This window comes from Rhodococcus sp. C-2 (assembly GCF_027854095.1).
Lineage (GTDB): Bacteria > Actinomycetota > Actinomycetes > Mycobacteriales > Mycobacteriaceae > Rhodococcus_F > Rhodococcus_F qingshengii.
Map to the genome: position 1 here is coordinate 71,457 of NZ_JAQGFI010000011.1, position 24,249 is coordinate 95,705.

At 62.4% G+C, this 24,249-nt stretch carries 25 protein-coding genes; 13 read left to right on the forward strand and 12 right to left on the reverse strand.

Annotation, left to right across the window (positions count from 1 at the left end; genetic code table 11):
* Positions 1 to 39 precede the first annotated feature (39 nt).
* Both PCS43_RS22775 and PCS43_RS22780 read left to right on the forward strand, forming a co-directional pair.
* Positions 40 to 1,590, forward strand: a complete 1,551-nt coding sequence (locus PCS43_RS22775; RefSeq protein WP_209909944.1) for a bifunctional 3'-5' exonuclease/DNA polymerase — start codon at positions 40 to 42, stop codon at positions 1,588 to 1,590.
* 102 nt (positions 1,591 to 1,692) lie between these two features.
* A complete protein-coding gene (locus PCS43_RS22780; RefSeq protein WP_209909947.1) occupies positions 1,693 to 3,918 on the forward strand; it encodes an MMPL family transporter in 2,226 nt (741 codons plus the stop codon).
* A 4-nt stretch (positions 3,919 to 3,922) separates the two neighbouring features.
* Here PCS43_RS22780 and PCS43_RS22785 read toward each other — a convergent pair whose 3' ends face one another.
* From PCS43_RS22785 to PCS43_RS22800, 4 genes are read right to left on the reverse strand one after another with little or no spacing between them, the layout of a single operon-like run.
* A complete protein-coding gene (locus PCS43_RS22785) occupies positions 3,923 to 4,768 on the reverse strand; it encodes a DNA-3-methyladenine glycosylase family protein (protein WP_073513363.1) in 846 nt (281 codons plus the stop codon).
* Positions 4,765 to 5,364, reverse strand: a complete 600-nt coding sequence (locus PCS43_RS22790; protein ID WP_007729599.1) for a methylated-DNA--[protein]-cysteine S-methyltransferase — start codon at positions 5,362 to 5,364, stop codon at positions 4,765 to 4,767. The genes PCS43_RS22785 and PCS43_RS22790 overlap by 4 nt, the downstream gene beginning before the upstream one ends.
* Positions 5,361 to 5,915, reverse strand: coding sequence for an RNA polymerase sigma factor (locus tag PCS43_RS22795; protein WP_080961251.1), 555 nt, complete (start codon positions 5,913 to 5,915; stop codon positions 5,361 to 5,363). Before PCS43_RS22795 ends, PCS43_RS22790 begins: the two co-directional genes overlap by 4 nt.
* Positions 5,902 to 6,402, reverse strand: a complete 501-nt coding sequence (locus tag PCS43_RS22800; protein WP_030537222.1) for a methylated-DNA--[protein]-cysteine S-methyltransferase — start codon at positions 6,400 to 6,402, stop codon at positions 5,902 to 5,904. Before PCS43_RS22800 ends, PCS43_RS22795 begins: the two co-directional genes overlap by 14 nt.
* A 144-nt stretch (positions 6,403 to 6,546) precedes the next feature.
* Here PCS43_RS22800 and PCS43_RS22805 point away from each other — a divergent pair, with 144 nt between their 5' ends.
* Positions 6,547 to 7,092: a hypothetical protein gene (locus tag PCS43_RS22805; RefSeq protein WP_007729604.1), complete on the forward strand. Its 546-nt coding sequence runs from the start codon at positions 6,547 to 6,549 to the stop codon at positions 7,090 to 7,092.
* A 4-nt stretch (positions 7,093 to 7,096) separates the two neighbouring features.
* Here PCS43_RS22805 and PCS43_RS22810 read toward each other — a convergent pair whose 3' ends face one another.
* The 4 genes from PCS43_RS22810 to PCS43_RS22825 form a co-directional block, all read right to left on the reverse strand.
* A complete protein-coding gene (locus tag PCS43_RS22810) occupies positions 7,097 to 7,834 on the reverse strand; it encodes an SDR family NAD(P)-dependent oxidoreductase (protein WP_209909950.1) in 738 nt (245 codons plus the stop codon).
* Positions 7,831 to 8,856, reverse strand: a complete 1,026-nt coding sequence (locus tag PCS43_RS22815) for a phosphotransferase family protein (protein ID WP_007729609.1) — start codon at positions 8,854 to 8,856, stop codon at positions 7,831 to 7,833. The genes PCS43_RS22810 and PCS43_RS22815 overlap by 4 nt, the downstream gene beginning before the upstream one ends.
* Positions 8,853 to 10,064, reverse strand: a complete 1,212-nt coding sequence (locus tag PCS43_RS22820; protein WP_058226677.1) for an acyl-CoA dehydrogenase family protein — start codon at positions 10,062 to 10,064, stop codon at positions 8,853 to 8,855. The genes PCS43_RS22815 and PCS43_RS22820 overlap by 4 nt, the downstream gene beginning before the upstream one ends.
* Positions 10,065 to 10,139: 75 nt before the next feature.
* Positions 10,140 to 11,918 (reverse strand): ABC transporter ATP-binding protein, encoded by a 1,779-nt coding sequence (locus PCS43_RS22825; RefSeq protein WP_058226602.1) that lies wholly within the window; start codon positions 11,916 to 11,918, stop codon positions 10,140 to 10,142.
* A gap of 95 nt (positions 11,919 to 12,013) precedes the next feature.
* On the opposite strand from PCS43_RS22825, the gene PCS43_RS22830 reads away from it, so the two are divergent.
* Entirely contained in the window at positions 12,014 to 12,601 is a 588-nt protein-coding gene (locus PCS43_RS22830) for a TetR/AcrR family transcriptional regulator (protein ID WP_030537226.1), read from the forward strand.
* Here the strand turns inward: PCS43_RS22830 and PCS43_RS22835 are convergent.
* On the reverse strand, positions 12,536 to 14,071 hold the full coding sequence (locus PCS43_RS22835) for a helix-turn-helix transcriptional regulator (RefSeq protein WP_058226603.1): 1,536 nt from the start codon (positions 14,069 to 14,071) through the stop codon (positions 12,536 to 12,538). The genes PCS43_RS22830 and PCS43_RS22835 overlap by 66 nt on opposite strands.
* A 171-nt stretch (positions 14,072 to 14,242) precedes the next feature.
* On the opposite strand from PCS43_RS22835, the gene PCS43_RS22840 reads away from it, so the two are divergent.
* The 6 genes from PCS43_RS22840 to PCS43_RS22865 all read left to right on the forward strand — a co-directional run bounded on the left by PCS43_RS22840 (position 14,243) and on the right by PCS43_RS22865 (position 17,705).
* The gene (locus PCS43_RS22840; RefSeq protein ID WP_030537228.1) at positions 14,243 to 14,617 is read left to right on the forward strand and encodes a PLDc N-terminal domain-containing protein; all 375 of its coding nucleotides are present in this window, start codon (positions 14,243 to 14,245) and stop codon (positions 14,615 to 14,617) included.
* Positions 14,614 to 15,051 (forward strand): DUF6325 family protein, encoded by a 438-nt coding sequence (locus tag PCS43_RS22845; protein ID WP_007729624.1) that lies wholly within the window; start codon positions 14,614 to 14,616, stop codon positions 15,049 to 15,051. Before PCS43_RS22840 ends, PCS43_RS22845 begins: the two co-directional genes overlap by 4 nt.
* Before the next feature lies 1 nt (position 15,052).
* Positions 15,053 to 15,361, forward strand: coding sequence for an SHOCT domain-containing protein (locus tag PCS43_RS22850; protein WP_007729626.1), 309 nt, complete (start codon positions 15,053 to 15,055; stop codon positions 15,359 to 15,361).
* Between the two features lie 65 nt (positions 15,362 to 15,426).
* A complete protein-coding gene (locus PCS43_RS22855) occupies positions 15,427 to 16,404 on the forward strand; it encodes a DUF1214 domain-containing protein (RefSeq protein ID WP_003940299.1) in 978 nt (325 codons plus the stop codon).
* Between the two features lie 27 nt (positions 16,405 to 16,431).
* Positions 16,432 to 16,845: a phage holin family protein gene (locus PCS43_RS22860; RefSeq protein WP_020970904.1), complete on the forward strand. Its 414-nt coding sequence runs from the start codon at positions 16,432 to 16,434 to the stop codon at positions 16,843 to 16,845.
* 38 nt (positions 16,846 to 16,883) lie between these two features.
* Positions 16,884 to 17,705, forward strand: coding sequence for a tyrosine-protein phosphatase (locus PCS43_RS22865; RefSeq protein ID WP_042448676.1), 822 nt, complete (start codon positions 16,884 to 16,886; stop codon positions 17,703 to 17,705).
* Here the strand turns inward: PCS43_RS22865 and PCS43_RS22870 are convergent.
* Positions 17,692 to 18,621: a DMT family transporter gene (locus tag PCS43_RS22870; RefSeq protein ID WP_058226604.1), complete on the reverse strand. Its 930-nt coding sequence runs from the start codon at positions 18,619 to 18,621 to the stop codon at positions 17,692 to 17,694. The two genes, PCS43_RS22865 and PCS43_RS22870, sit on opposite strands and share 14 nt — an antisense overlap.
* An 82-nt stretch (positions 18,622 to 18,703) precedes the next feature.
* On the opposite strand from PCS43_RS22870, the gene PCS43_RS22875 reads away from it, so the two are divergent.
* Positions 18,704 to 19,282, forward strand: a complete 579-nt coding sequence (locus tag PCS43_RS22875) for a TetR/AcrR family transcriptional regulator (protein ID WP_042923936.1) — start codon at positions 18,704 to 18,706, stop codon at positions 19,280 to 19,282.
* Between the two features lie 127 nt (positions 19,283 to 19,409).
* Here PCS43_RS22875 and PCS43_RS22880 read toward each other — a convergent pair whose 3' ends face one another.
* Positions 19,410 to 20,303 carry a LysR family transcriptional regulator gene (locus PCS43_RS22880; protein WP_042924016.1) on the reverse strand — a complete coding sequence of 298 codons (894 nt, stop codon included), beginning with the start codon at positions 20,301 to 20,303 and terminating at the stop codon, positions 19,410 to 19,412.
* Positions 20,304 to 20,417: 114 nt separating this feature from the next.
* On the opposite strand from PCS43_RS22880, the gene PCS43_RS22885 reads away from it, so the two are divergent.
* Together PCS43_RS22885 and PCS43_RS22890 are read left to right on the forward strand one after the other, a co-directional pair.
* Positions 20,418 to 21,908: a CoA-acylating methylmalonate-semialdehyde dehydrogenase gene (locus tag PCS43_RS22885; protein ID WP_054188408.1), complete on the forward strand. Its 1,491-nt coding sequence runs from the start codon at positions 20,418 to 20,420 to the stop codon at positions 21,906 to 21,908.
* A gap of 63 nt (positions 21,909 to 21,971) precedes the next feature.
* Entirely contained in the window at positions 21,972 to 23,135 is a 1,164-nt protein-coding gene (locus PCS43_RS22890) for an iron-containing alcohol dehydrogenase (RefSeq protein ID WP_042923934.1), read from the forward strand.
* Positions 23,136 to 23,164: 29 nt separating this feature from the next.
* On the opposite strand, the gene PCS43_RS22895 is transcribed toward PCS43_RS22890, so the two are convergent.
* On the reverse strand, positions 23,165 to 24,211 hold the full coding sequence (locus PCS43_RS22895; RefSeq protein WP_081377525.1) for a LacI family DNA-binding transcriptional regulator: 1,047 nt from the start codon (positions 24,209 to 24,211) through the stop codon (positions 23,165 to 23,167).
* Between the last annotated feature and the right edge of the window lie 38 nt (positions 24,212 to 24,249).

Sequence of the window (24,249 nt, forward strand, 5' to 3'; positions counted from 1 at the left end):
GAGCGATGGCGTGTCGGACCCAGCCGTCACACTGATGTCGTGCGAGTTGTCCTGGTCCCCGGTAGTACGACGTCCACGGGAGCTGTGACGGCAACTGTCCTACGGACCGATCCCGCTGGAACGCCGCTCGCCGATCCCGTCGAATACCCCGACCTGATCGCAGCGGTACGCACCATCGAGGAAGCCGAGCACCCGCGGTGGGTGTGGCCGAGTACGGCGACCGTGTACCCACCTCTACTGCGGGCAGGCGTACGGGTTCAACGGTGCCACGACATCTCCCTGACCCGCGCGATACTCGGAATGCGCGCCGGCAAACCGTCACCGCCCGCCGACGAGTTCGACGACGATCGACTCGGACTCTTCGACACTGCACCCGTTCTCGATCCCCTCGCCGTCGTCACCGAATTCGCCGAGCAGCGCGCAACCATCGGCGCGGACGCTCGACTGGACTTGTTGATCGCAGCAGAATCGGCCGGCGCTCTCAGCGCCGCCGAGATGACGCACACGGGCCTTCCGTTCTCGACGCAGAAGCATCGCGAACTCCTCGAAGAACGGCTGGGGCCGCGGCCGACGGGATACGACCTCCCCGCACGCATGCAGGAACTTGCCGCCCAGATCAGCGAGGTCTTCGGGCGCACCGTCAATCCTTCGTCTTCGGTGGAGATCACCGAGGCGTTCGGACGTCAGGGCATCGAACTACCGTCGACGCGCAAGTGGTTTCTGCAGGAAATCGATCATCCGGCTGTGCCGCTGCTCCTACGTCACCGCGAACTCGCCAAGCTGTACAGCACCAACGGTTGGCAGTGGATGGACAGTTGGGTGCGGGGCGATCGATTCCGCCCGATCTACGTTCCCGGTGGTGTCGTGTCCGGCAGGTGGGCGAGCCGGGGCGGCGGGGCCCTCCAGATTCCTAAGACCATGCGCTCGAGCGTCGTCGCAGATCCGGGCCACGTGTTCGTCGTCGCCGACGCCGGTCAGCTCGAACCCCGAATTCTGGCCGCCATGTCCGGCGACCGCCGCATGATGGCTGCCGCCGGCGACGACGATCTGTACGCACTTGTCGGTGCAGAAGCCTTCGGCGGGGATCGCGCAAAAGCCAAGGTCGCAATCCTCGGAGTCCTGTACGGGGCGACGGCGGGTGAAGCCAAAGCACTGCTCATCTTGTTGCGGAAGCGATTCCCGGTCGCCGTCGAGTACGTCGAGCAAGCTGCCAAGGCAGGTGAGCGCGGCGAGGTGGTGAAGTCACTGCTCGGCCGGGCCTGTCCCCCACCGTCTCCCGACTTCTACTCCCACGGCGACGCTCACGCCCGCGGTCGTTTCACGCGCAACTTCGTCGTGCAGGCGACTGCGTCCGAGTGGGCGCTGTGCCTCCTGGCCGACCTCAGGCGCCGCCTCGCCGAAGATCCGGACGGCAAGTTGGTCTTCTTCCAGCACGACGAGGTAGTCGTGCATACCCGCAACCCCGAAACCGGTACCGCGCACGTGCTGGCCGCAGCTGCTTCGGCAACTCGATTGTTGTTCGGCGACACAGTCGTCCGTTTTCCCATGGACGTCGCAGCCCGCGAGACATACGGCAAAGGCACTTCGTAGCGTCGTCAATTCCACGCCTAGTGGTTCCACCGCGCCCGTATTGCGTGTTCTACTGGAAAACGTTGCTTTGTTGGTGCTGGTCGACTGCGTTCGAGGAGAACCATGACCAAGCTGGACACAACTGACGCAGAACGGAACGACAGCGGAGCCGTGAAGCGCCTTCGCGTGCCGATCTTCACCGTGATCGCCCTTGCGATCTTCGCCTTCGTCGCAGGCGGATTCGGCGGTTCTTTCCAGGGCAAACTCGCCGAGGTTCAAAAGAACGACAACGCCTCGTACCTCCCGAGTTCCGCCGAATCGACAATCGTCAGCAACCAATCCGCGAACTTCCTCGCAGTCGAGACGATCCCTGGATTTGTTCTGTTCCATCGAGATTCGGCCCTCACCGAGGCGGACAAATCTGCAATCAACTCGGCCTACGGCGCCATTGCCGGCATCTCCGGAGTAGACGCCGACGGTATGCAGCCCACTCAGTACTCCGCCGACGGCACAACTGCGTCGATCTTCGTGCCACTCGTGGCCAAAGACGGTGACACCGCCGTGGCAGGTGATGTCCTGGCGACCACCGAGCAGAACGTCATCGACGCCGCAAAACAAGCAGCCGGTGATGTCGAGGTACTCCCAGCCGGGCCAGGTGGGCTACTCGTTGCGTTCATCGACGCCTTTGCCGGTCTGGACGGAGCGCTCCTTGGCGCGGCACTCCTGGTCGTGATCCTCATCCTGCTTGTCGTGTACCGATCGCCGGTGTTGTGGTTCTTCCCGCTGTTCTCCGCGCTCCTCGCCATCGGCTTGTCGTCGATGGTGATCTACTTCCTCGCGAAAGCCGAACTACTGACGCTGACCGGGCAATCTCAAGGCATCCTTTTCGTATTGGTAATCGGTGCCGGTACCGACTACGCCCTACTCTTGATTTCTCGCTACCGCGAAGAACTGCACACGTATCCCAACCGCTTCGACGCGATGATCAAGGCCTGGCGCGAGTCTGCGCCGGCCATCACCGCTTCGGCTGTCACCGTGATTCTCGGTCTGCTTTGCCTGACGTTCTCTCAACTCAACTCCAACAAGAGCCTCGGACCCGTCGCCGCCATCGGGATCGCCTGCACCTACCTGGTGATGATGACGTTCATGCCGGTCGCTCTGGCCGCCACCGGACGGTGGGTCTTCTGGCCGCGCAAGCCCAAGGTCGATCACGCCGCAGATCTTACGGCGCACGGGATGTGGGGCAAGATCGCCGAGGCCGTCGGTAGCAAGGACCGCCCACTGTGGATCGGCGCCACAGTGTTGTTGATCATCCTGTTCGCGGCCGGGATCGGCAGTCTCAAAACCGATGGCCTGACATCCACCGAAAGCTTCACCAATCGTCCCGACGCTGTTGTCGGACAAGAACTCTACGACTCGAAGTTCGATCCCGGAGCCGGCGCACCGGCCGTGATCACCGCAAACGCCGACCAGGCCGACGCCGTCATCAAAGCAGCCAGCGGCGTCGAAGGTATCTCGCAGGATCCCGGCGCCGTCTGCACCCAGGTGGACGTCGCGAAGGTCAGCGATTTGATCAAGACCAACCCCGCTGCCGTCGCACAAGCCGCCGCTGCGGGTTGCGCCCCTGCGGCTTTCACCGTTGCACCGATCGACGGCCGAACCATGATCAATGCAACCCTCGCCGACTCCTACGATTCGCCGCAGGCACTCGAAACTGTCAAGCGACTGCGGACTGCCGTCCACGACGTGCCCGGCGCCGACGCGCTCGTCGGCGGCAGCACGGCCACCACCCTTGATGTCCAGGCGGCCTCGGTCCGCGACAGAAACCTGATCATCCCGATCGTGCTGGTGGTGATCTTCCTGGTTCTGGCCGCTTTGCTCCGCGCTCTGCTGATCCCGGTGATTCTCATTGTCACCGTGGTGCTTTCATTCGCGGCGACCCTCGGTGTGAGCGGATTCTTCTTCACACACGTATTCGGGTTCGCCGGGGCGGATCAATCGTTCCCGCTGTTCGCCTTCGTCTTCCTCGTCGCGCTGGGTATCGACTACAACATCTTCCTGATGACCAGAGTCCGGGAGGAGACCGGAGAATTCGGCACCCGTGCAGGTGTACTGCGCGGTCTTGCGGTGACGGGCGGTGTGATCACGTCAGCCGGAATCGTCTTGGCCGCAACATTTGCCGTACTGGGCATCCTGCCACTGGTCTTCCTCGCCGAGATCGGATTTGCCGTGGCCTTCGGCGTGCTGCTCGATACGATCATCGTGCGCAGCGTCCTGGTGCCGGCACTCTCTCACGACATCGGGAAACGTATTTGGTGGCCGTCCGAACTGGCGCGCGCGAAAGACTGACCGACTACAGAAACGCTTCCTTGGTCCACAGATGAAAGAGCGCGTAGGCTCGCCAGGGTCGCCAGCGCTCGGACAACGCTGCGGCTTCTTTGGCCGTCGAGACCCCCAGCGCACGTTTCAACACCAGATCATCGGGTACGAATGCGTCGCGATCACCGAGAATCCGGACGGTGAGATAGTCAGCGGTCCACGGTCCGATTCCCGGTAGCGCCAACAACTCTTGTCGAAATTGGACAGGATCCGCATCCCAGGAGAGATCGAGACCGTTCGCTGCCGCAGTTGCCAGCGTGTGCACTGTTCTTGCGCGCATTGTGGTCAATCCGACGGCTCTCTGTATGTCCTCCGGCGATTGCGCTGCAACCGCGTCCGGATCAGGGAAGGCAAGAAACTCCCCTTCCACCGGCGCTCCGAATGCGCTGACAAAACGACTACCGAACGTCCTCGCTGCGGCGAGCGAAACCTGTTGCCCCAGAACGGTGAGCACTGCGGTCTCGAAACCGTCCACCGAGCCGAGCACCCGCAATCCTGGACGGGCGGCAACGAGTGGGGCCAACAACTCATCGCTACCGAACGCTGCTTCGACAGCAGTGTGATCGGCGTCGAGGTCGAGCCAACGGCGCACGATCACCTCCAGCACTGCGGAATCCCCCGCTGGCACATCGGAATCCACGACGACACCGTCGTCTGTCCACGACACCGACACAACTACCGGGCCGGAAGGCAACGGTATGACTCTGGTGTGAACACCGTCGTCGTGACGCTCGAGGCCTGCGACGCAGTGAGCCCGCAAGGCACCGGTGAGCGGTTCGACTGCATAGGGCGCCTGAAAGCGCAGCGTCACTGCGCTCACCGGCCGGCTTCCAGATCCAGCAGAATCGCTTTCAGTTCGGGGCCGCCGGCGTACTGCCCGAGGCTGCCGTCGCTGCGCACCACGCGGTGACACGGGACCACCAACGGCAGCGGATTCTTTGCGCATGCGGTCCCGACGGCACGCACCGCACGCGGGCTTCCCGACGCTGCTGCGACCACCGAATAGCTTGCAGTGTGGCCGTATTCGATCTCGGGGAGATGACGCAACACTTCGCGTCGGAACCCCTTCGCGAGTTGGAAGTCCAAGCGCAGATCGAATTCTCGACGCGCACCGGCAAAGTACTCGTCCAACTCGCGAGCGACAGTGTCCAGCCTGCGCGGGTAATGAAGCACACGGGGGCTGACGGTGTCCGCCAAACGTTCCAGAACGAGGTCGTGCCCTTCGACGGCAAAGGCAACCCGCACCAGGCCGACATCGGTCGCCGCCAGGAGCAGCTTTCCGACCGGCGAATCGACGGTTCGATATGCCACGTCGATCAATTCAGCTTCGGACGCCTGAGCAGCCAGGCGCGCCCGTAGGCGGATCATGGCGTCAGCGTCAACGGCTGGAAGCGCCTCGAACACATCGTTACTCATGAGTGACTCCCTTCCGCAGCGGTAGCGGACAAGTAGGTTCTTCGTAGTGTGGCGATACCGTCGGCACCCGCGCGTCTGGCGGCCGCCGGGGTGTTGCCGAGGATGTCCGCGATCTCTGCGTACGGCAGCCCACCCAGAAAGTGATAGGCGACTGCCGCACGTTGTTTGAGCGGTAGCTGTTCGAGTGCGTCCCAGAGTTCGTGATCCCACGTTCCGGGTACGCCGATTCGCGTCGGCAACTCCGGAACGTCGTCTGTCGGCACGGCCACCCGGGCGCGCACTCGGGTGATGTCGATTGCCTTGCGGTGCGCGATGGTCACCAGCCAGGCTTCGATGTTCGCGTCCGGATTCAGATCCGGATATGCCCGCATCGCTGCGATGAACGTCTCGGACCACGCGTCCTCGGCGTCGACGGGCCCGACCACCGCGCGGCAGACACGGAGGACCACTGCACCGTATTCGGTCACGACGTCTTCGAACGGTTTGAGTGTCACGACCGGTAGACGTTCCCGATCACCGAATTGTGAGCCGAGCGCATCAGAAGAGGACATCCGATTCGCCGCCGTGCTCGCGGTCGAGCAGGAACCGCTTACGTTCGAGGCCGCCGGCGAAACCGGTCAGACTTCCGTCGCTACCGACCACACGATGGCAGGGAACGATGATGCTGATCGGATTCTTGCCGTTTGCCGCGGCGGCGGCACGGATCGCAAGCGGGTTACCCAAAGTTTGCGCGAGCTCCATGTATGTCCAGGTTTCGCCGTACGGGATCGTTCGCAAGGTATCCCACACCCGCTTCTGGAACTCGGTACCCACGGGCGCCAGCGGCACGGAGAACTCCGTGCGATCACCCTCGAAGTACTCGGTGAGCTGCGATTCGACTTCACCGAAGACCGCCGCGGAACGATCACCGAACGTGGACTCGTCCGGCTTGTGGCGATGCTCCGCCATGTACAGCCCGCAGAGGTCGTCACCTGCTGCTACCAGCGTCAACTCCCCGATCGGCGAGTCGATCACGGTGTGCGTACGGATAGCCGTCATGTCTCGATCCTTCCAGGTTGCGAGGTGCAGCAGGCAGCGGGTGAATTGATTGTCCGCGCCGGCACCGACACCTCGAAGACGCCGCTGGCCTCGTGAATGTGAGATTTACCTGTACTTTGACGTCACATCAGGCAGTATCGAGGGATGGCTCTAGTTTTGCCCGGCAGCTCCACCGTCGTCCGCTCCGTCGGCGACGTGGTGCACTGGTCCCTGTCCACGGTCGCTTTTGCGGTCACCCTGCCCACTCGACTCGAGGCGCTCCTCTTCTCGGTCGAGAGGTTGGTGGCACGCATCAACCAGATCGCCGACAACGCCGACCGCGTCGTCATCGGAGCCGCCGCCGTGACCGTTCGAGCTGAGACGCTGGTCGAGGCCGTCGAGCAGACCTCGGACATCGCGGGACAACTCCTCGAGATCTACGAGCCCATCGCCCTACAGCTCGCGCCGCTGGCTGCCAGGTTCGCCGACGACCTTTCCGAGGCAGAGGTCAGCGCCGCGATCAAGCTGATCGACCAACTACCGGAGCTCACCGACCGGGTGGCCGCGGTGCTGCCCATCCTCGGAACCCTCGACTCCGTCTCACCCGAGATCCACGAACTCCTCGGAGTGGTCAAGGACCTGCGGCAGGCGATCGTCGGAGTGCCCGGCTTTCACTTCTTTCGCAAGCGGGGCGAAGCCAAGCTGGATTGAAATTTCAGGCGGAGTAGCCGTTGGTCCCAGCACGCGTCATGACGACCTTCGGAACTACCGCTCGAGACGAGAGCTTGAGCAGACCGTCCACCAACTCCACGATGTCGTCGACCTTGATCATGGTGTCCGGTGTGATCCGATCGTGCGTCCACGCCGACATGTCGGTATCGACGTAACCGGGAGCGATGGCCGTCGCACTGACGCCGTTTCCGGATTCCTCGGCGTTGAGTGCTTCGACCATCGAAATCAGCGCAGCTTTGGTGGCTCCGTAGACGGCCAGGCCGCTCTCGGCATACACACCGGCCATCGAGGCGAGAGCGATCACCTTCGCTCCGCCGGCAAGGTCCGCGTCCGCCGCTGTACGCAGGAGCGGCAGCGACGCTTGCAATAGCGCGAACGGTGTCCGGAGATTGACGGCAACGGTCTTGTCGAAACGTCGCATCGGGTAATCCGCTACTCGCCCACTGGTTCCCACTCCGGCGTTGAGGACGAGAGCCCTCATGGAGCCGAATCGCTCACTGTGTGTGGCGACGAGTGCTGCGGCGAAGTTCTCGTCCGCCATGTCGCCGGCCGAGACGACGACGTCCGGCGATCCGGCGCGCGTAAGTTCTTCGGCGACAACGGCGAGCCGCTCGGCATCACGCGCCGTGATGGTCAGCCCGTACCCTTGCGAAGCCAAGCGTGTTGCGATGCCGAGCCCGATTCCCTTGGAGGCGCCGGTGACCAGTGCTGATCGAGTCATTCGAATTTCCCTTGCAGTGCGTTGAGTCCGGCCGAGATCAGTTCCGGCACAGAAGATCCAGCCTTGTCGAATCCCCCGCCGACGGTGGCTCCTGCTCGGAATCGGTGATCGATGCCCTGCGCCACGACGGCGAGTTTGAAGAACCCGAGCGCCATGTAGAAGTTCCAATGCGCCAGTTCACGACCCGACACGGACGAATACCGTTGCGCCAGATCGACAACGGACGGTAGCGACGGGCTCGTCCACGCAGCAGGCTCACCCAGAACCAGATCCAGCGCGGGATGCCGATAGACACACATCATCGCGATGTCCGCCAGCGGATCGCCCAGCGTCGACAGTTCCCAGTCCACCACTGCGGCAACCTTGGTGACGTCGTTCGCCGCGAGAATCGTGTTGTCGATCCGGTAGTCGCCGTGCACGATCGACGAGGCTGATTCCGCCGGAATCAATTCCGCGAGGCTCGACGCCAACCTGTCCACATCGGCCGAGTCCTCGGTCTTGACGCGTGACCATTGACCGGCCCACAACTTCACCTGACGGGCTACGTAACCGTCGGGTCTGCCGAGTTCGCCGAGACCCACTGCGGTGTAGTCGACGTCGTGCAGTGCAGCGAGAACACGCACCAACTCGTCGGTGCACTGCGTGACCTGCGCTGCCGGAACAGCTTCCAACTCGGTTTTGGTCCGGATCACTTGACCGGTGACGAACTCGACCACCGTGAACGACGCACCCATCACCGAGGCGTCCTCGCACAGCACGACGGTCGGCGCGACCGGCACGGCGGTGTTCTGCAACGCCGAGGTGATTCGGAACTCACGCGCAACGTCGTGCGCCGACGGCGTGAGGCCGGCCGTGGGTGGACGACGGAGAATCCACTTCGAGTTGTCGTCGAAGATTCCGTAGGTGAGATTGGATTTGCCGCCTGAAATCAGTTCGGCTCGCAACTCACCGCTCACCTCGACGCCTGCGGCTTGCAGATACTTGTGGAGCGCCGCGAGATCGAGTCCTGGAAAGTCCGTCACTTCGACTCCTCCCGAGCAGCGCGCTTCGCAGCTCCGACAACACGTTTCGCAATTGCCCAGCGATGAACCTCGGACGGGCCGTCGTAGACGCGGAAGGGACGCACTTCGCGGGACAAGCGTGCCAGCGGCAGATCGCCGGACACGCCCATTCCGCCACACATCTGAATGGAGCGGTCCACGATCCGGAAGATCGCCTCGGCAGCGTAGGTCTTGGCGATGGACGTCGCGTTGCTCGCGTGCCCGCCCTGATCGAGTTCGAAGCAGGCCTGCACCAGAAGTGCGCGGCTGGCTGCGATGTCGATCTCGTTGTCGGCGACCATCTTCTGGATCATTCCGAGATCACCGAGTTTCGAGCCGAAGCCTTCTCGTTCGACAACTCTGGCCACGGCGACGTCGTGGCCGCGGCGCGCTGCACCGAGCCAGCGCATCACGTGCGTCATGCGGGCGGGACCGAGGCGAACCTGCGCGTAGGCGAAACCTTGATCGACCTCACCGAGAACGGCCTCGTCGGGTACGAAGAGATCCTCGAACGTGACCTCGCAGTGCCCGCCGATCATGGCCTTGTCGAGGGTGTCGATGTGTCGACCCACTACCAGGCCGGGAGTATCCGTCGGCGCCAGGAACATGGTCGCTCCGCCGCGCTGCCCGGGCTCACCGGACGTGCGCGCCATGATGATGAAGAACCCGGCGCCGTCGGCGCCGGTGATGAACCATTTCTTACCGTTGATCTTCCAGCCACCGGGGACTTTCTCGGCGCGGGTGTTCAAAGCCGAAGGATCGGATCCCGCTCCCGGCGCGGGTTCGGTCATGGCGAATGCCGACCGCATGTCCCCGCTTGCGAGCGGCGCGAGGAACTGCTGCTTCTGTGCTTCGTTCGCCACGTGGGCCAGCATGTGAACGTTGCCCTCGTCCGGCGCCGCGATGTTGAGCGCCGTCGGCCCGAATAGCGAGTAGCCGGCTTCCTCGAAGACCGGCGCGCGATCACTCATGTTGAGTCCGAGGCCGCCGTACTCGATCGGTGCATGCGGGGCGAAGACACCGGCTTCTTTTGCTGCCGACTGCATCTCGATGCGGATGGCATCGCCACCCGCTACAGCGATGTCACCGGCGTGTTCGTCTTCGATGGGGAGCACTACGTTGCGCGTGAAGTCGCGCGTCTTCTCGATCAGCGCCACCACCTCGGGCGCGTACGTCAGATCGATTGCCACCAGCCACCTCCGAAAGAACATCCCGACCGAGCGATCGCTCGGTAACAGCACTCTCGCACATGCCGATGCGCCGGGTCAACAATCTTCGAGCATCGCCTCGCCCTGATCGAGCCGGCCGGCAACCACCATGTCGCGGTACAGATCGTCCTTGTCCATGAGCTCGTCATGGTTGCCGATGTTGCGGATCCGACCGTCTTCCATGACCACGATCCAGTCGGCGTCACGCACCGTCGAGAGCCGGTGAGCGATAGTCACCACGGCCCCGGTGCGCGCACGTTCGTTGATCGCGTCGACAATCGCGGCTTCGGTGAGCGTGTCGACCTGGGCAGTGGCTTCGTCGAGCAGAAGCAAAGCACTCGGCCGCAGAACTGCGCGCGCCATCGCGATCCGCTGACGTTGGCCGCCCGACAGCGAGGTGGCCGTCAGAGCGGTGTCGAGTCCGTTGGGCAGGGCCTCGATCGCGTCGTCGAGCCGGAGCAAGCGCAGAACGGCCTGGACTTCTTCGTCCGTCGCATCGGGATGGCTGAAGACGACGTTCTCCCGAATCGTTCCGGGCACCACCGGTGTCTCCTGCTCCACGTACGCGAGACTCTCGCGCACAGCGCGGTGATCGAGCGCGTCGTAACCGACTCCATGCAGGAGAACCTCACCCGATCGAGGTTCGACAAATCGCAGCACGGTCGAGAGCAAGGTCGTCTTTCCTGCACCCGACGGGCCGACGATGGCCATGTGCCCACGCGTCGGAATGACCAGCGAGACATCGCGCAACGCCGGCTGGTTCGATCCGTGGTAGCTCACGGTGACGTCGCGCAACTCGATCAGCGGCGCGGCAGCGTTTGTTTTCGCGACCACGTCCACGACCTCGTCGTACTGCTCGGTGGGCAACGACTGCATCTCGCGAATCCGGATAGCTGCCGCGATTCCCGACTGAACGGAGGTCACGTTCTGCGCAAGCTCCGACACCGGCCCCATCAGGGTGAAGGCGTAGAGCAGAAACGCGATGAGCGTCGAGACTGCCATTTCGCCGTCGGCGACTCGCCAGGCACCGAAGCCCAGGATGGCAATGATCGATCCTTGAATGGCGGTCCACGCGACAGTCCACGCGGTTGCCGACACTCGCACCGCCGTGATCGCATGCTTTTTCGCATCGGACGCATTGTTCGTCACCAGAGCCCCGACGCGATCCTCGGCGAGGGAAACCTTGACCGTCCGGATCGCACGCAAGCCACCCTCGAGAACGCCGCCGAGCTGACCGAGCGATTCCTGGGTTCGCGCTTCCGCTGCGGAAATCCGAGGCATCAGAACCGCAAAGAGTATGGAGGCGAACACGATTGCCACCATGGTGACGCCCAACAACGGCAGATCCAGTACGCCCATCAGAACAATCGTTCCGATGGTCAACGCGGCTGCGTTCAGAATATTCACCGCGGCCGACGACGCAGCCTCCCGCAGCAGCAAGGTGTCAGACGTGACCCGGGTGACCAATTCACCCACGGATCGCGATTGCAGCGCCGGCACCGTCGCCGCGAGGAATCGCTTCACCAGCGACGACCTGGCGTCGAAGACAACTTTCTCGGCGGCGGTTCCGAGAACGATCCACTGAGCACAACCGAGCACTGCACCGACGATCAGAAGGACGACGAGCGTGAGGATAGGTCCTTTCAGCGACGCACCGGTATCGAGGGTGTCGAGAACCCACTTGGTGACCATGGGCGTTGCCAGCGTCGCCGCGGAGCCGCACAGCGCCAGTACCAATCCGAGAAGGAGCGACGGCAGATGCGGTCGAGCGAACTCCGAGAGGACGCGGAGATTGCTCCATTTCGGTGCGGGCTGAGAAGCGTCGGATTCAAGCATGAATTTATGGAACACGAATGTTCCATAAAGGGCAAGAGAAATTCCGATTCGGAAACACTGGATACCGAAACCGGACACGGCTACGCTTCGGATTCGTGACAACGATCCACAGCGCACCAGAACAAAGCGCGACCCGCGAGCGCACACGGAAGGCCATCCTCGATGCTGCCGTTTCGGTGTTCGCATCCAAGCCTGCTGCGACCCTCAGCGAGATCGCTTCGGCCGCAAAGGTCGGCCGGACCACTTTGCACCGCTACTTTCCCGAACGGTCAGACCTGGTCGACGCAGTCGCGGCCGAGGCCACCCGCGCCGTCGGAGAGGCAGCAGCAGCAGCTCGACTCGGCGAGGGTACCGGAGCCGAAGCACTGGTTCGCCTGTGCCATGAATACTTCGAACTGGCCGACCTCTTGACGGTCCTGTTCTTCACTCCCGGTGTGTATCAAGAAGATTCGTTTGCCGAGTCCGCGTCGAACGACGACTCAGTCACCGATGCAATCGAGCGCGGACACTCCGACGGTTCCATCGACCCCGACATGGGTTCGGACTGGGTGCAGAACCTGCTGTGGTCACTGCTCTACACGTCGATGGACTACGTGAACCGCGGTTCCGGGACGCGACTACAAGCCTTGGATCTGACGGTTCGCAGCCTCCGCCGCGGAATCGCCCCCGATCCCGCGGTCTAGGTTGTCGGCTGCTTGAACAGCGGCACGCCGTTTGGTCACGCCTAGTTTGCGGTAGATCGAGCGAATGTGAGTCTTCACAGTGGGATAGGCGATGCCGAGGTGCGCAGCGATCTCGTCTGCAGTCATCGTAGTTCGCAGAAAAGTGAGGATCTCTTTCTCACGTTCCGTCAGGACTCCGGCGAGCTTGGCAGAGAGCTGGCCCCGTTTTTCCAGAATCGTGCGTAGGAGCTCCTGGTGTCTCGACCCCTGTGTTGCGTGCGCGTTCAACAGATCGACGATTACCGGATCGCCGCTCAGAAATGGGGCGAGAATCCGCTCGGGGATTGCTTCCGCCAGCGCACGATCCAACTGCTCGTGCGCCTGCGGTCCACGCCCGGCGACGGAGCTCAGGGCGGCAGACGTGACAAGGGTGCTCACCAGCGCATATCGCGGCAGCGCGGCCGAGGTTGCCAAGCGAAGCGCTTGAGCCGACGGTTCCGGATCCCCCATGACTCGGTAGAGCTCCGCGAGAAGCGCGTGAGCGACCGCAGCACCTGTTCTGGTCAGCGTGGGCATTGCGATGCGGCGAGCTTGCTCGTCCTGTCCTTGAGCGTGGGCGAGCCAGGCCGTGGTGACGCGCCGCAGCGTATCCCAAGGAATGCCGTGCTTGTCCGCAGTGCTCACGCCTCGCAGCAGACGAGCGGCGTTGTGGTACCGGTCTTCCCGGTTCAGAGCGATCAGGCTCATCACCAGGTACAGACGGGCGAGCGCCTCGAAGTTGGTTCCGGGACTGCCCTCCACGATGATCGAGTCGAACTGAGCGATCGCCTCCTCGAAGTCGCCACGCCAGTAAGCGATGCACCCCCGATTCGACTGTGGGAGACCACCTTCGAAGCGTTCCCAATCGGACGCCACATCTCGCGCAGGAAGGCCGTCGAGGATCTGTTCGGCTTCGGTGAATGCTCCCGCGTGGGTCAGCGCAAAGGCCAAGTTGGACTGTGCAAGACGCAATGTCTCCGTGCGCGACTGCAACTGCGCCTCGTCGCCGGCGGAGCGAAGTAGCGCGATGGCACGAGGAAGGTCACGACGAAGCCTGACCTCGGTCCATCCGAGGAGGAAAAGCGCGGACGGGTAATCGTCCTCGGGCTCGCACTGGGCGAGCGCGTGACGCGCGCGATCGGCGATGACGGCCTTGGTCGAGGTGTCCGGAGCGAGCAGCAGGTCGGTGAAGCAGACGACAAAATCGTCGGACGCCACCCGCAGACCCTGCCCGCGGAGAAACTCAGCGCCGTACGGATCACCGCTGAGATCGCGGCAGCACGCTCGTATCAGCAGGATGTGCGGATCGTGGGGATCGGGATGAGCAAGGCAGAGCTGCTCGAGTTCCCTGGTGTGAGATTCGAGAATCAAACGAAGCCAGTTTTTCCGCAGGACTCGTCGAGCCTGCTCCGCCTCACCAGAGGCGAGTGCGTCACGCACGGCTTCGATCATGTGTCGAAGATACTCGAGACGTTCGATGTCCGTGGAAATCCGGTCTCATCCGCTTCGGATTAGGCCGCGATCGAAGCCCGCCGATACCGGTGAGAATTGCCGGAATCAACCGAAATGCGTGAGTCAGCGGAATACCGTGTGCGCAGGCCTTACACGAAACGGATAAGACACATGAGCTTCTGGGAAAGCCTCGGCTGGATGCTGTGGGCGACCGTCTTCATCGGATATCTCTTCGCGCTGTTCGCGATCATCGCCGACCTGTTCCGCGACCACAAGCTCAGCGGTTGGTTGAAGGCCGTTTGGGTGTTCTTCCTGCTCTTCCTACCGATCCTGACCGCCCTCGTCTATCTCGTCGCCCGCGGCGAAGGGATGACGGAACGCAGCAACAAGGCCGCACGCGACGCCGAGAAGGCCGCCGAATCGTATATCCGCGAGGTCGCGGGGAAGAGCCCCAGCGAGGAGATCGCCGCAGCCGCAGCACTGCTCGAAGCCGGAGCGATCAGCGAGGACGAGTTCGCCGCACTCAAGCTGAAGGTCCTCTCGTGAGTGCCGCGCGTTTCGGCCCCGTCGACTTCTACCTTCTCGGCCTGCCTGGGCAGAGCCTCGACCCGGCCGCGCTCTCCGCACTGACCGACCTTACGGATACCGGCCTGGTGCGGCTGCTCGATCTGATCGTCATCTCCAAGTCCGAGGACGATGAACTCACCCTCATCGAAGTCGAGGAGTTGCCGAACGGCTTCGAGATCAACGTCGAGATGCTCGGCGCGTCCGGTCTGCTCGGGCATGAGGACATCACCGAACTCGCGGCAGCCATTCCCACCGGCGCTGCAGCGCTGCTGGTCGCGCTCGAGCTGGTCTATCAGCGCGAACTCGCCGCCCGCACCGCTGCGTCAGGCGCGGTGCTACTGGGTTACGAGCGGATACCCGCACCCGTCGTCAATGCCCTCATGGACACGATCATCCCGAAATTGGAGGTCTGACATGCCGTACATCCCGAGACGAGGCCGCCCCGGACTGCTGGGCCTCGCCGCCCGCACCGCGGTCGTCACCGGTACCGCGACCGCCGTCAGCGACGGTATGGCCACCCGCCGGCAAAGGAGAGCTCAGGCCGACTACGAGCAGGCGCAGTACGAATTCGCCCAGCAGCATGCCGCACTCCCGATGCCCACACCCGCACCCGCGGCCCCGGTCGATCTCGTCGCCGAGTTGCAGAAACTCGGCGACCTCAAATCACAAGGCCTGCTGAGTGACGCCGAGTTCCAAGCCGCGAAAGCACGACTGCTGGGCTGATTCACCCCGACGGGCCATGGATTACCGCGCCCGCTTCCGTACCCCGACACCGATTGGAACCCACTATGTCCACGATCGCCGTCAACGTCCTGAACTTCAATCGGGCAGAGTCCGATCTCATGTTCGCTCGCCTGGCCGCGGGCGTCGGCCTGGGCACGTGGAACCACACTCGTGATCTCGGGTCACTCGACAACCAGCCGATCATCCGCCAGAACCGCGACACTCTGTACAGCAGCGCGATCATCGACGTGCGCGAGAACGTCACCATCACGGTGCCCGATACCGGCGAGCGCTACATCTCCGTGTGGGTGGTCAGTCAAGATCACTTCGGTCCCGTCATCCTGCGCGACCCGGGAGAGCACCTGCTCACGCGTGAATTGGTCGGGACCGACTACGCCGCACTGATCGTGCGCATCCTCGTCGATCCGAACAGCCCCGAAGACGTCGCCGAGGTGAACCGGTTGCAAGACGCCCTCAACATCGACGGCGGCGGAACGGGAGAGTTCCCGTTGCCCGACTACGACGAGCAATCGCAGACCGAGACCCGCGACGCACTCCTTGCACTCGCGCGTGGCATCACCACGTACGACCATTCATTCGGTACCGCTGCGGAAGTCGATCCGATCAGGCACCTGCTCGGTACCGCATCCGGCTGGGGTGGCCTTCCCGAGTACGAGGCCACCTACGTCAACTTCGACGAACGTCTCCCGGTCGGGGAATACCGTCTCCGCCTGAACGATGTTCCCGTGGATGCGTTCTGGTCGGTCTCGCTGTACAACGCGGCCGGATACTTCGAAGAGAACGCTCTGGGCGTCAACAGCATCAACAGCCTCACGGCCACCCCAGACTCCGACGGCAGCACCACCATTCGCTTCGGGGTCCATCTCGACGGCGTCGCGAACGCACTGCCCATCATGCCCGGGTGGAACTACGTACTGCGCCTGTACCGCCCCCGTCCCTCCGTGCTCGACGGCACCTGGACGGCGCCTCGTCCCGAAGCCCTGCAGCAAAGCGTTCCCCACGCACACACCACTCTCGGGTGACTCGACCTGATCACGGAGGTACAAGCCATGCGTCTGTTATTTCAGCTCATTTCGCAATGTGTTCTCGGCGCGATAGCGCTGATCGTCGTGCATTTTGCTCTTCCCGGGGTCAGCCTGAGCGTGAACGGCTTCTTGGCCGCTATCGGTGTATTCACCCTCGCACACATGATCCTCGGCCCATTCGTGCTCAGCGTGGCACTGCACTACGCGGCTCCGCTCGCGGGTGGTGTCGGCTTGGTCGCCACACTGCTCGCGCTCTGGGTTGCGACCCTGGTCCCCGACGGTATCGAGATCAGCGGCGTCGGGTCCTGGATCCTCGCCCCGATCATCGTGTGGGTGATCACGGCATTGGGCGGGTGGATCTTCATGGCTCTCGTCATCGACAAGTGGATCAAGAGACGCAATGCCGAAAAGCTCGTGCGCAGTGTGCAGAAGGCATGAATGATCAGTTCGGAAACGGAACCCACAAGGAGTCAGCCATGCCAACTCACCCGCTCGATCGCCGCGTTCTCCTGAAGACCGCTCCGAACTTCCGGGACCTCGGTGGCATTCCTGTTGCAGACGGCACCGTCCGCGCGGGCGCGCTCTATCGTTCGGCGACTCTGGCGAAACTCGACGGCGACGACCTTGCCGCGGTCGCCGACTTGGACGTGCGGACGGTATACGACCTGAGGACCGCCGCCGAGCGCGACGGCGCACTCGACAATCTCCCTGACTCGACGCGCACAGTCTGGCTCGACGTACTTGCCGACAATGCCCAAAACGCCGCGGCCACTGGACTACTCATGACGGACCCGGTCGCATACGCCGAGACCATCAGCGACGGACGTGGGATCGCACAGATGGAGGAAGCCAACCGCAACTTCGTCAGCCTGCCGTCCGCTCTCGACGCCTATCGCACGTTCTACCTCGACCTCATCGACGAAAAACGCTCCGGGGCAGCACTTTTCCACTGCACCACCGGCAAGGATCGAACCGGGTGGGCCGCGACCTCTTTCCTACTCCTCCTCGGGGCCGACGAAGCCGATGTACGCGCCGACTACCTGGAGACGAACACCGATCTGGCTCCCATGACAGAACCGATCCTCGACTTCGCCGCGAGCAAAGGCGTTGACGCAGAAGTGCTACGACCCCTCCTCGGAGTCCGTGACAGCTATTTCGACGCAGCTCTCGACGAAATGCGCACGCACTTCGGCACCGTCGAGGACTACGCAATCAACGGACTGAAGCTCACCGCAGAGCAACTCACCGCGCTCCGCGAGCGGTTCACATCCAGGTCGGGAGTCATCAGCGCGAAGTGATCGGAGCCCTTACCGAACAGGCATTTTCGCCCTCTCCCCGCTTTTTCTGGTGATTGTCCGCCCGGGTGACCACGACGACGGCGAGGATCCCCACCGCCAAGCCGAGCGCGGTGAACGCAGTGAACGATTCTCCGAACATCAACGCGCCCCAGACCGCGGTGACGGGGGCGATCAAGAACATCAAGGTGTTGACGGACGTGATGCCGATGCGACGGAGCAGTAACCAGTACAGCCCGTAACCACCGAACGTGGACAGCACGACTAACCAGAGCAATGCGATCCAGAATGTGTTGACGCTTGGTGGTACGGCGACACCTGAGGCCACCGCCAGTGTCGTGAAAACTATTGCGCTGGTAGAGCAGTGGATGGCCAAAGCCTGCAGTGGCGGTGTAGACGTGGGAGCGCGTTGTTGGACGAAGGTGGATGCAACCAGGCTGAGCATCCCCAGGAACGGAATCGCGTACGCCCACCACGGCGCCGATGTACCGGCCCCGGCATCGGCTGCCGTGACCATCACGACGCCGCCCATTCCGATCGCCAACCCGACCCACTGCATACGCGGGACTGCGACACCGAGGACCGGACCGAGCAGCGCGGCAGCCACCAGCGGCTGAATACCGTCGATCAGCGCAGTTGTTCCGGTGTTCACGCCGAGATCGACTGCCCAGTACACCGACAACAGGTAGCCACTCTGGGAGAGCATCCCGATCACCACCTGCCTGCCGAGAGCCCGTGGTGTCGGCATCGTGTTCTGGCGCCGGGCGGAGAACCAGACAATCGGGAGCAGTACCACCGCGAGCGGGAGAAAACGCCACATCAGCAGCGTGGGGACCCCGGCACTGCCGGCGCCTAGTTTGGCTCCGATGAATCCCGAACTCCAGCACGCGACGAACAGGACCGACAAGGTAGCCGTCACGGCAGATCTCGAGGTCACGATCGGAGGTATACCGATCTGTTTACTCATGAGCCCGACTATACAGATCGGTATACTTTTGTCCATGGCAGAGGAATCCACACCCGAATTGACTCCGAAAGCGCGTCGCATTCTGGAGTCTGCGTCGAAGCTGTTCTACGAAAAGGGGATTCATGCCGTAGGCGTGGATACCGTCGCACTGGACGCCGGCGTCACGAAGAAGACTTTGTACGAACGGTTCGGCTCGAAAGACGGTCTCGTCGTTGAATACCTGAGGGCTCGAGATCGGCGGTGGCGAATCTTTCGCGACGAGAAGCTCGCATCAGCCGGAGCTAGCCGCGCCGAACAGTTGAGTGCGGTATTCGACGCTTCCGCCTCCTGGTCCAAGGCGAGCGGAGGCAAAGGGTGCAGCATGATCAACGCGCACGCCGAGTTCAGCGATCACTCACATCCGGTGTTCGCTGTCATCGCCGAACAAAAGCGGGAGATGTCAGACCTTTTCCGGCGCATTCTGGCGACGGACGGACTAGCCGACGAACGTCTCGTCGAGGCAATCATGCTGCTTCACGAAGGTGCCCTCGTCGCAGACGGGATCGGTATCGGCACCAACCCCTTCGGTGCCGGCCGGAACGCAGCCCTCGAATTGTTGAAGACCTCGGGGTAACCCACCCCTCTTCGCACAATCCACAAGACCCTTCGACAGCTTCCACACCTGACATCGCGATCATTCCTCAGGCGCTACAAACTGACCGTCAACCATCGCCCAACCCGGGGAATACAGGAAACGCACATCACCGCGCATGGAGGTCGGGATTCCTGTCGACAATCTCATGCAAGGCATCGCTTATCGCCCGTACGCGGGCCAATCTGATCAGCTCGCGCGGGACAACGAGCCAATACGACCTCCGAATTACGAACTCGTCACGCAGCACCGGCACGAGGTCATCGTCGGTCGCGCCGATGTATGTCGGCAAGGGCGCGATTCCCACACCGTGCCTGACCGCCTCGTAGTGACCAGCGATGTTATTGGTCTGGATCTGCGCCCGCCCGGTGGGCAGTATCCGGTCGAGGATACGCAGAGGTTCGACATCCAAGAACGCGTCCACATACCAGACGAGCGTGTGATGACGTAGGTCGTCCACCGACGAGATCGACTCGTGCGTCTCCAGATACCGACGCGAGGCGTAAAGCCGCAAGTTGTAGTCCGCAAGTTTGCTGACGACCACAGATCGGGGAGAGGGACGCTCCAACGTGACGGCGACGTCGAAGTCACGCCCGGTCAACACATCGTGGGTAGTCGAAGTCAGCACTTCGGTGTACAAATCCGGGTGCCGGACACGGACAGAGCGCAGGCCCGGAACCAAGACGAAGGCACCGAAGCCGTCTGGGGTCAGGATCCGGACCGTCCCGTTGAGGCTCGGCGACGCCGAGGCGGTCGTCTCACCGAGCGCAGAAAGTAGCGTCGACTCGATACTCTCCGCGTAGGGAACCAATCGCCTGCCCGCCTCGGTCAGCTGCCAGCCCGAGACGCCGCGATCGAAAAGCCTTGCTCCCATGTCTTTTTCAAGCCTAGAGATTCTCCTGGAGACAGTGGTCTGATCGACCCCCAGCCGCTTCGACGTATCCGAAATGCGCCCCGTGCGTGACAGTTCCAGCAGAAAGCGCAGGTTGTCAGAAGTAAACATCGCCATTCCCGTTCTTGGCTGCAATTTTGCATTGAGTACTGCGATCTTACTTGTTGACGACGGCAATTCTGCGGCACAGACTCGAATCAACCCCAGCCTCAGGAGTGAATAGTCATGACTGTCATCGCACATTGGATCGACAACACGATCGCCCCCGGTTCGAGCGGAAACTCCGCTCCGGTCACGAACCCTGCGACCGGCGCCGTCACTGGCAGTGTCGCGCTCGCCAGCGTGCAAGACGCACGCGCCGTTATCGACGCAGCTGCTGCTGCGTTTCCCGATTGGCGCGACAGTTCGCTCGCCAAGCGAACCGCAATCCTCTTCGCGTTCCGCGAACTGCTCAATGCCCGCAAGCACGAACTCGCCGAGATAATCACCGCCGAGCACGGCAAAGTCCTCTCCGACGCACTCGGCGAGGTGTCAAGAGGCCAGGAAGTCGTCGAATTCGCTTGTGGCATCGCGCACCTGCTCAAGGGCGGTATGACCGAGAATGCCTCGACGAACGTCGACGTCACCTCGATCCGTCAACCACTCGGCCCGGTCGCGATAATCTCGCCGTTCAATTTCCCCGCGATGGTCCCGATGTGGTTCTTCCCCATCGCGATCGCCACCGGAAACACGGTAGTACTCAAGCCGTCCGAAAAAGTTCCATCTGCTTCGCTGTGGATCGCGGCACTCTGGGCCGAGGCAGGACTTCCAGCAGGCGTGTTCAACGTCCTGCAAGGCGACAAGACAGCTGTCGACGAACTTCTGACCAACCCTGCGATCAAGGCCGTTTCGTTTGTCGGTTCAACCCCCATCGCCCAGTACGTGTACAGCACCGGCACCAGCCATGGAAAGCGCGTTCAGGCTCTCGGAGGAGCGAAGAACCACGCGATCGTCTTGCCTGACGCAGACCTCGATCTGGCCGCCGACGCAATGGTCAACGCCGGATTCGGCTCGGCCGGCGAGCGCTGCATGGCGATCTCGGCACTGGTCGTCGTCGGCGACATCGCCGACGAACTCGTCGGCAAGATCGCCGAGCGGACCCGCACCCTGAAAACCGGTGACGGCACGAAGAACTCAGACATGGGCCCTCTGGTGACCAAGGCCCACCGCGACAAGGTCGCCTCCTACGTCGACGCCGGTGAGGCCGCCGGCGCGACACTCGTCGTCGATGGCAGGCAAGTGCAGGCGAACGGTGGTGAGGGCGGATTCTGGCTCGGCCCGACCCTGATCGACCACGTCACCACCGACATGAGCATCTACACAGACGAAATCTTCGGCCCTGTGCTCTCGGTCGTGCGGGTGAACTCCTACGACGAAGCACTCGACCTGGTGAATTCGAGTGCATTCGGGAATGGCACCGCGATCTTCACCAATGACGGTGGCGCAGCACGTCGCTTCCAGAACGAGATCGAGGTTGGTATGGTCGGGATCAACGTCCCTATTCCAGTCCCCATGGCCTACTACAGCTTCGGTGGTTGGAAGAACAGCCTGTTCGGCGACACGCACGCTCACGGTACCGAGGGTGTCCACTTCTTCACCCGCGGGAAGGTCGTCACTACCCGCTGGCTCGATCCCAGCCACGGCGGCATCAACCTCGGCTTCCCCGAAAACAACTGAGTCCCTATCCCGTCCGAATACCACGGGCTGGGAAATACATTCACAACATTCGAAGGGATCGGCATGGTTGCCAACATTTCATTTCCCCGGTTCTTGAAACTTGGTCCTGGGTCCGTCGAGAGTCTCGGCGAAGTGCTGACGGATCTGAACATCGAGCGTCCGCTTCTCGTCACCGACGCATTCATGGTCAGCAATGGTTCAGCCGATCGATTGCTGAAGATCGTTGCAGCAGCAGGAAAGAAGGCCGCACTCTTCTCCGAGACGGTTCCCGACCCCACTACCGATTCTCTACAGGCTGGTCTCGACGCTCTGACCGCCCACGATGCCGACTCGATCATCGGCTTCGGCGGTGGCAGCCCGATGGACACGGCAAAAGCACTTGCCGTCTTGTTCAAGCAGGGCGGCGTCATGCGCGATTTCAAAGCCCCTCGGGTGTACGCGGGGCCGGCGCTTCCGATCATCGCCATCCCGACGACGGCAGGAAGTGGCTCGGAAGCAACACAATTCACGATCATCACGGATGTCACCACCGACGAGAAGATGCTGTGCCCTGGACTTTCATTTCTTCCGATCGCCTCAATCGTCGATTCCGACCTCACGATGTCGATGCCGCCGAGACTGACGGCCGACACAGGTGTCGACGCACTTACACACGCGATCGAGGCCTACGTCAGTAAGAAGGCAAACCCCATCTCGGACGGGCTCGCACTGTCTGCGATGAAGACAATCGGGGAGTACCTCCTGCGCGCGTACCGTGACGGCTCAGATCGGGAGGCGCGCGAACAGATGATGCATGCTTCCACTCAGGCGGGTATGGCGTTCTCCAATGCGAGCGTGTGCCTGGTACATGGGATGAGTCGTCCGATCGGCGCACATTTCCATGTGGCGCATGGACTTTCCAATGCAATGCTGCTTCCGGCGATCACCGCGTTCTCCATACCCGGGGCGCGTGATCGATACGCCGATTGCGCCAGGCAGCTGGGCGCGGCAGATCGCGGCGACTCAGACGAGGCGGCCTCGCACAAGCTGGTCGACTTCATCGATACTTTGTGCGTCGACGTAGAGGTACCCAGTCCGCGCACATTCGGCATCGACGAGACTCGCTGGGAGGAGCTCATTCCACTGATGGCGGACCAGGCGTTGGCGTCGGGTTCTCCGTCGAACAACCCGGTGGTGCCCAGCGCACAGGAAATCGCCGAACTGTACCGGAAAGTCTATCGATCCTGACCACTCCGGCCCGGTCAGCATGGTCTCGTTCAGACTGTGCTGACCGGGCCTGTCGAGTTTCGGACGATCAGCTTGGTTTTGAAGATCTTCTGCCTTCGCTTCGCGCCGTCGATATTGTCGAGCAGCATGGAGGCTGCGGCGCGGCCCTTCTCCACCAGCGGTTGACGCACAGTGGTCAGATCCATGAGTTCGGCGATGGGGGCATCGTCGAATCCGACAACCGAAACAACCTCAGGTACTGGGATATTCATGCTACGAAGCACGCTCAAGGCAGCGACGGCAAAGACATCTGACGTCGTGGCTATTGCGGTCGGATTCAGTTTCTCGACCATCGAGCGGACAGCACGGACGCCGCTGTCACGATCGATACCTGAAGCCTCGTAAACCTCGATCGAGACACCGGCATCTCCCCGCGCAGTTGCAGCATCGAAGTACCCGAGGATCCGATCTCGCTGGACCCGCTCGGAAGAATGTTCGACAACTGTCTTGGAGATCGACCCGTCGGTGCCACCGATGTTCAAACGTTCGCAGACCACACCGATTCTTCGGTGCCCGAGATCCAAGAGATGGGCCATCTGCTTGAATCCTGCAGCGCGATCATCGATTCCGATGAACGGCAAGCCGCAGTCCGCGGGTGAATCGATCGCAACTGCCGGCGTTCCGGAGTGAATCAGGGCCGCAATGATCGGGTGGGTAGGAGTCACATTGTGCAGGACGACTCCGTCGACCAAACCTCTGACCGCGGGAGAATTGAATCCTTCTTCCCTACTGGAGACCAACGGCAACAAAGTCAGGGCAACGTCGGCGAGTTCGTTGACTTCGACTACCCCCTTCATCAACAGCATGGTCGACGGGTCTTCCAGTGCGTGCCCCAACGACTCCATCACCATGATGCCAACCGCTCCGACTCGGCCGGAGCGCAGGCTACTGCCGACGATGTTCGGCCCGGCGTAGGACAAAGACTGAGCGACTGCGTAGATGTGATCACGCTGCGATGCAGAAACTTTCGGAGAGTTACTGAACGCGTATGAGACAGCGGCTTGGGAGACGCCTGCTGCCCGCGCCACGTCCTTCATCGTAACCACTGAAGCGACTCCCCTTGCTCCGGACGAAT

Coding starts and splice junctions, on each gene's coding strand:
- PCS43_RS22780 (WP_209909947.1), top strand. CDS start 1,693: ATGACCAAGCTGGACACAACTGACGCAGAACGGAACGACAGCGGAGCC.
- PCS43_RS22790 (WP_007729599.1), bottom strand. CDS start 5,364: ATGAGTAACGATGTGTTCGAGGCGCTTCCAGCCGTTGACGCTGACGCC.
- PCS43_RS22795 (WP_080961251.1), bottom strand. CDS start 5,915: ATGTCCTCTTCTGATGCGCTCGGCTCACAATTCGGTGATCGGGAACGT.
- PCS43_RS22800 (WP_030537222.1), bottom strand. CDS start 6,402: ATGACGGCTATCCGTACGCACACCGTGATCGACTCGCCGATCGGGGAG.
- PCS43_RS22805 (WP_007729604.1), top strand. CDS start 6,547: ATGGCTCTAGTTTTGCCCGGCAGCTCCACCGTCGTCCGCTCCGTCGGC.
- PCS43_RS22810 (WP_209909950.1), bottom strand. CDS start 7,834: ATGACTCGATCAGCACTGGTCACCGGCGCCTCCAAGGGAATCGGGCTC.
- PCS43_RS22825 (WP_058226602.1), bottom strand. CDS start 11,918: ATGCTTGAATCCGACGCTTCTCAGCCCGCACCGAAATGGAGCAATCTC.
- PCS43_RS22835 (WP_058226603.1), bottom strand. CDS start 14,071: ATGATCGAAGCCGTGCGTGACGCACTCGCCTCTGGTGAGGCGGAGCAG.
- PCS43_RS22840 (WP_030537228.1), top strand. CDS start 14,243: ATGAGCTTCTGGGAAAGCCTCGGCTGGATGCTGTGGGCGACCGTCTTC.
- PCS43_RS22850 (WP_007729626.1), top strand. CDS start 15,053: ATGCCGTACATCCCGAGACGAGGCCGCCCCGGACTGCTGGGCCTCGCC.
- PCS43_RS22855 (WP_003940299.1), top strand. CDS start 15,427: ATGTCCACGATCGCCGTCAACGTCCTGAACTTCAATCGGGCAGAGTCC.
- PCS43_RS22860 (WP_020970904.1), top strand. CDS start 16,432: ATGCGTCTGTTATTTCAGCTCATTTCGCAATGTGTTCTCGGCGCGATA.
- PCS43_RS22865 (WP_042448676.1), top strand. CDS start 16,884: ATGCCAACTCACCCGCTCGATCGCCGCGTTCTCCTGAAGACCGCTCCG.
- PCS43_RS22875 (WP_042923936.1), top strand. CDS start 18,704: ATGGCAGAGGAATCCACACCCGAATTGACTCCGAAAGCGCGTCGCATT.
- PCS43_RS22880 (WP_042924016.1), bottom strand. CDS start 20,303: ATGTTTACTTCTGACAACCTGCGCTTTCTGCTGGAACTGTCACGCACG.
- PCS43_RS22885 (WP_054188408.1), top strand. CDS start 20,418: ATGACTGTCATCGCACATTGGATCGACAACACGATCGCCCCCGGTTCG.
- PCS43_RS22890 (WP_042923934.1), top strand. CDS start 21,972: ATGGTTGCCAACATTTCATTTCCCCGGTTCTTGAAACTTGGTCCTGGG.
- PCS43_RS22895 (WP_081377525.1), bottom strand. CDS start 24,211: ATGAAGGACGTGGCGCGGGCAGCAGGCGTCTCCCAAGCCGCTGTCTCA.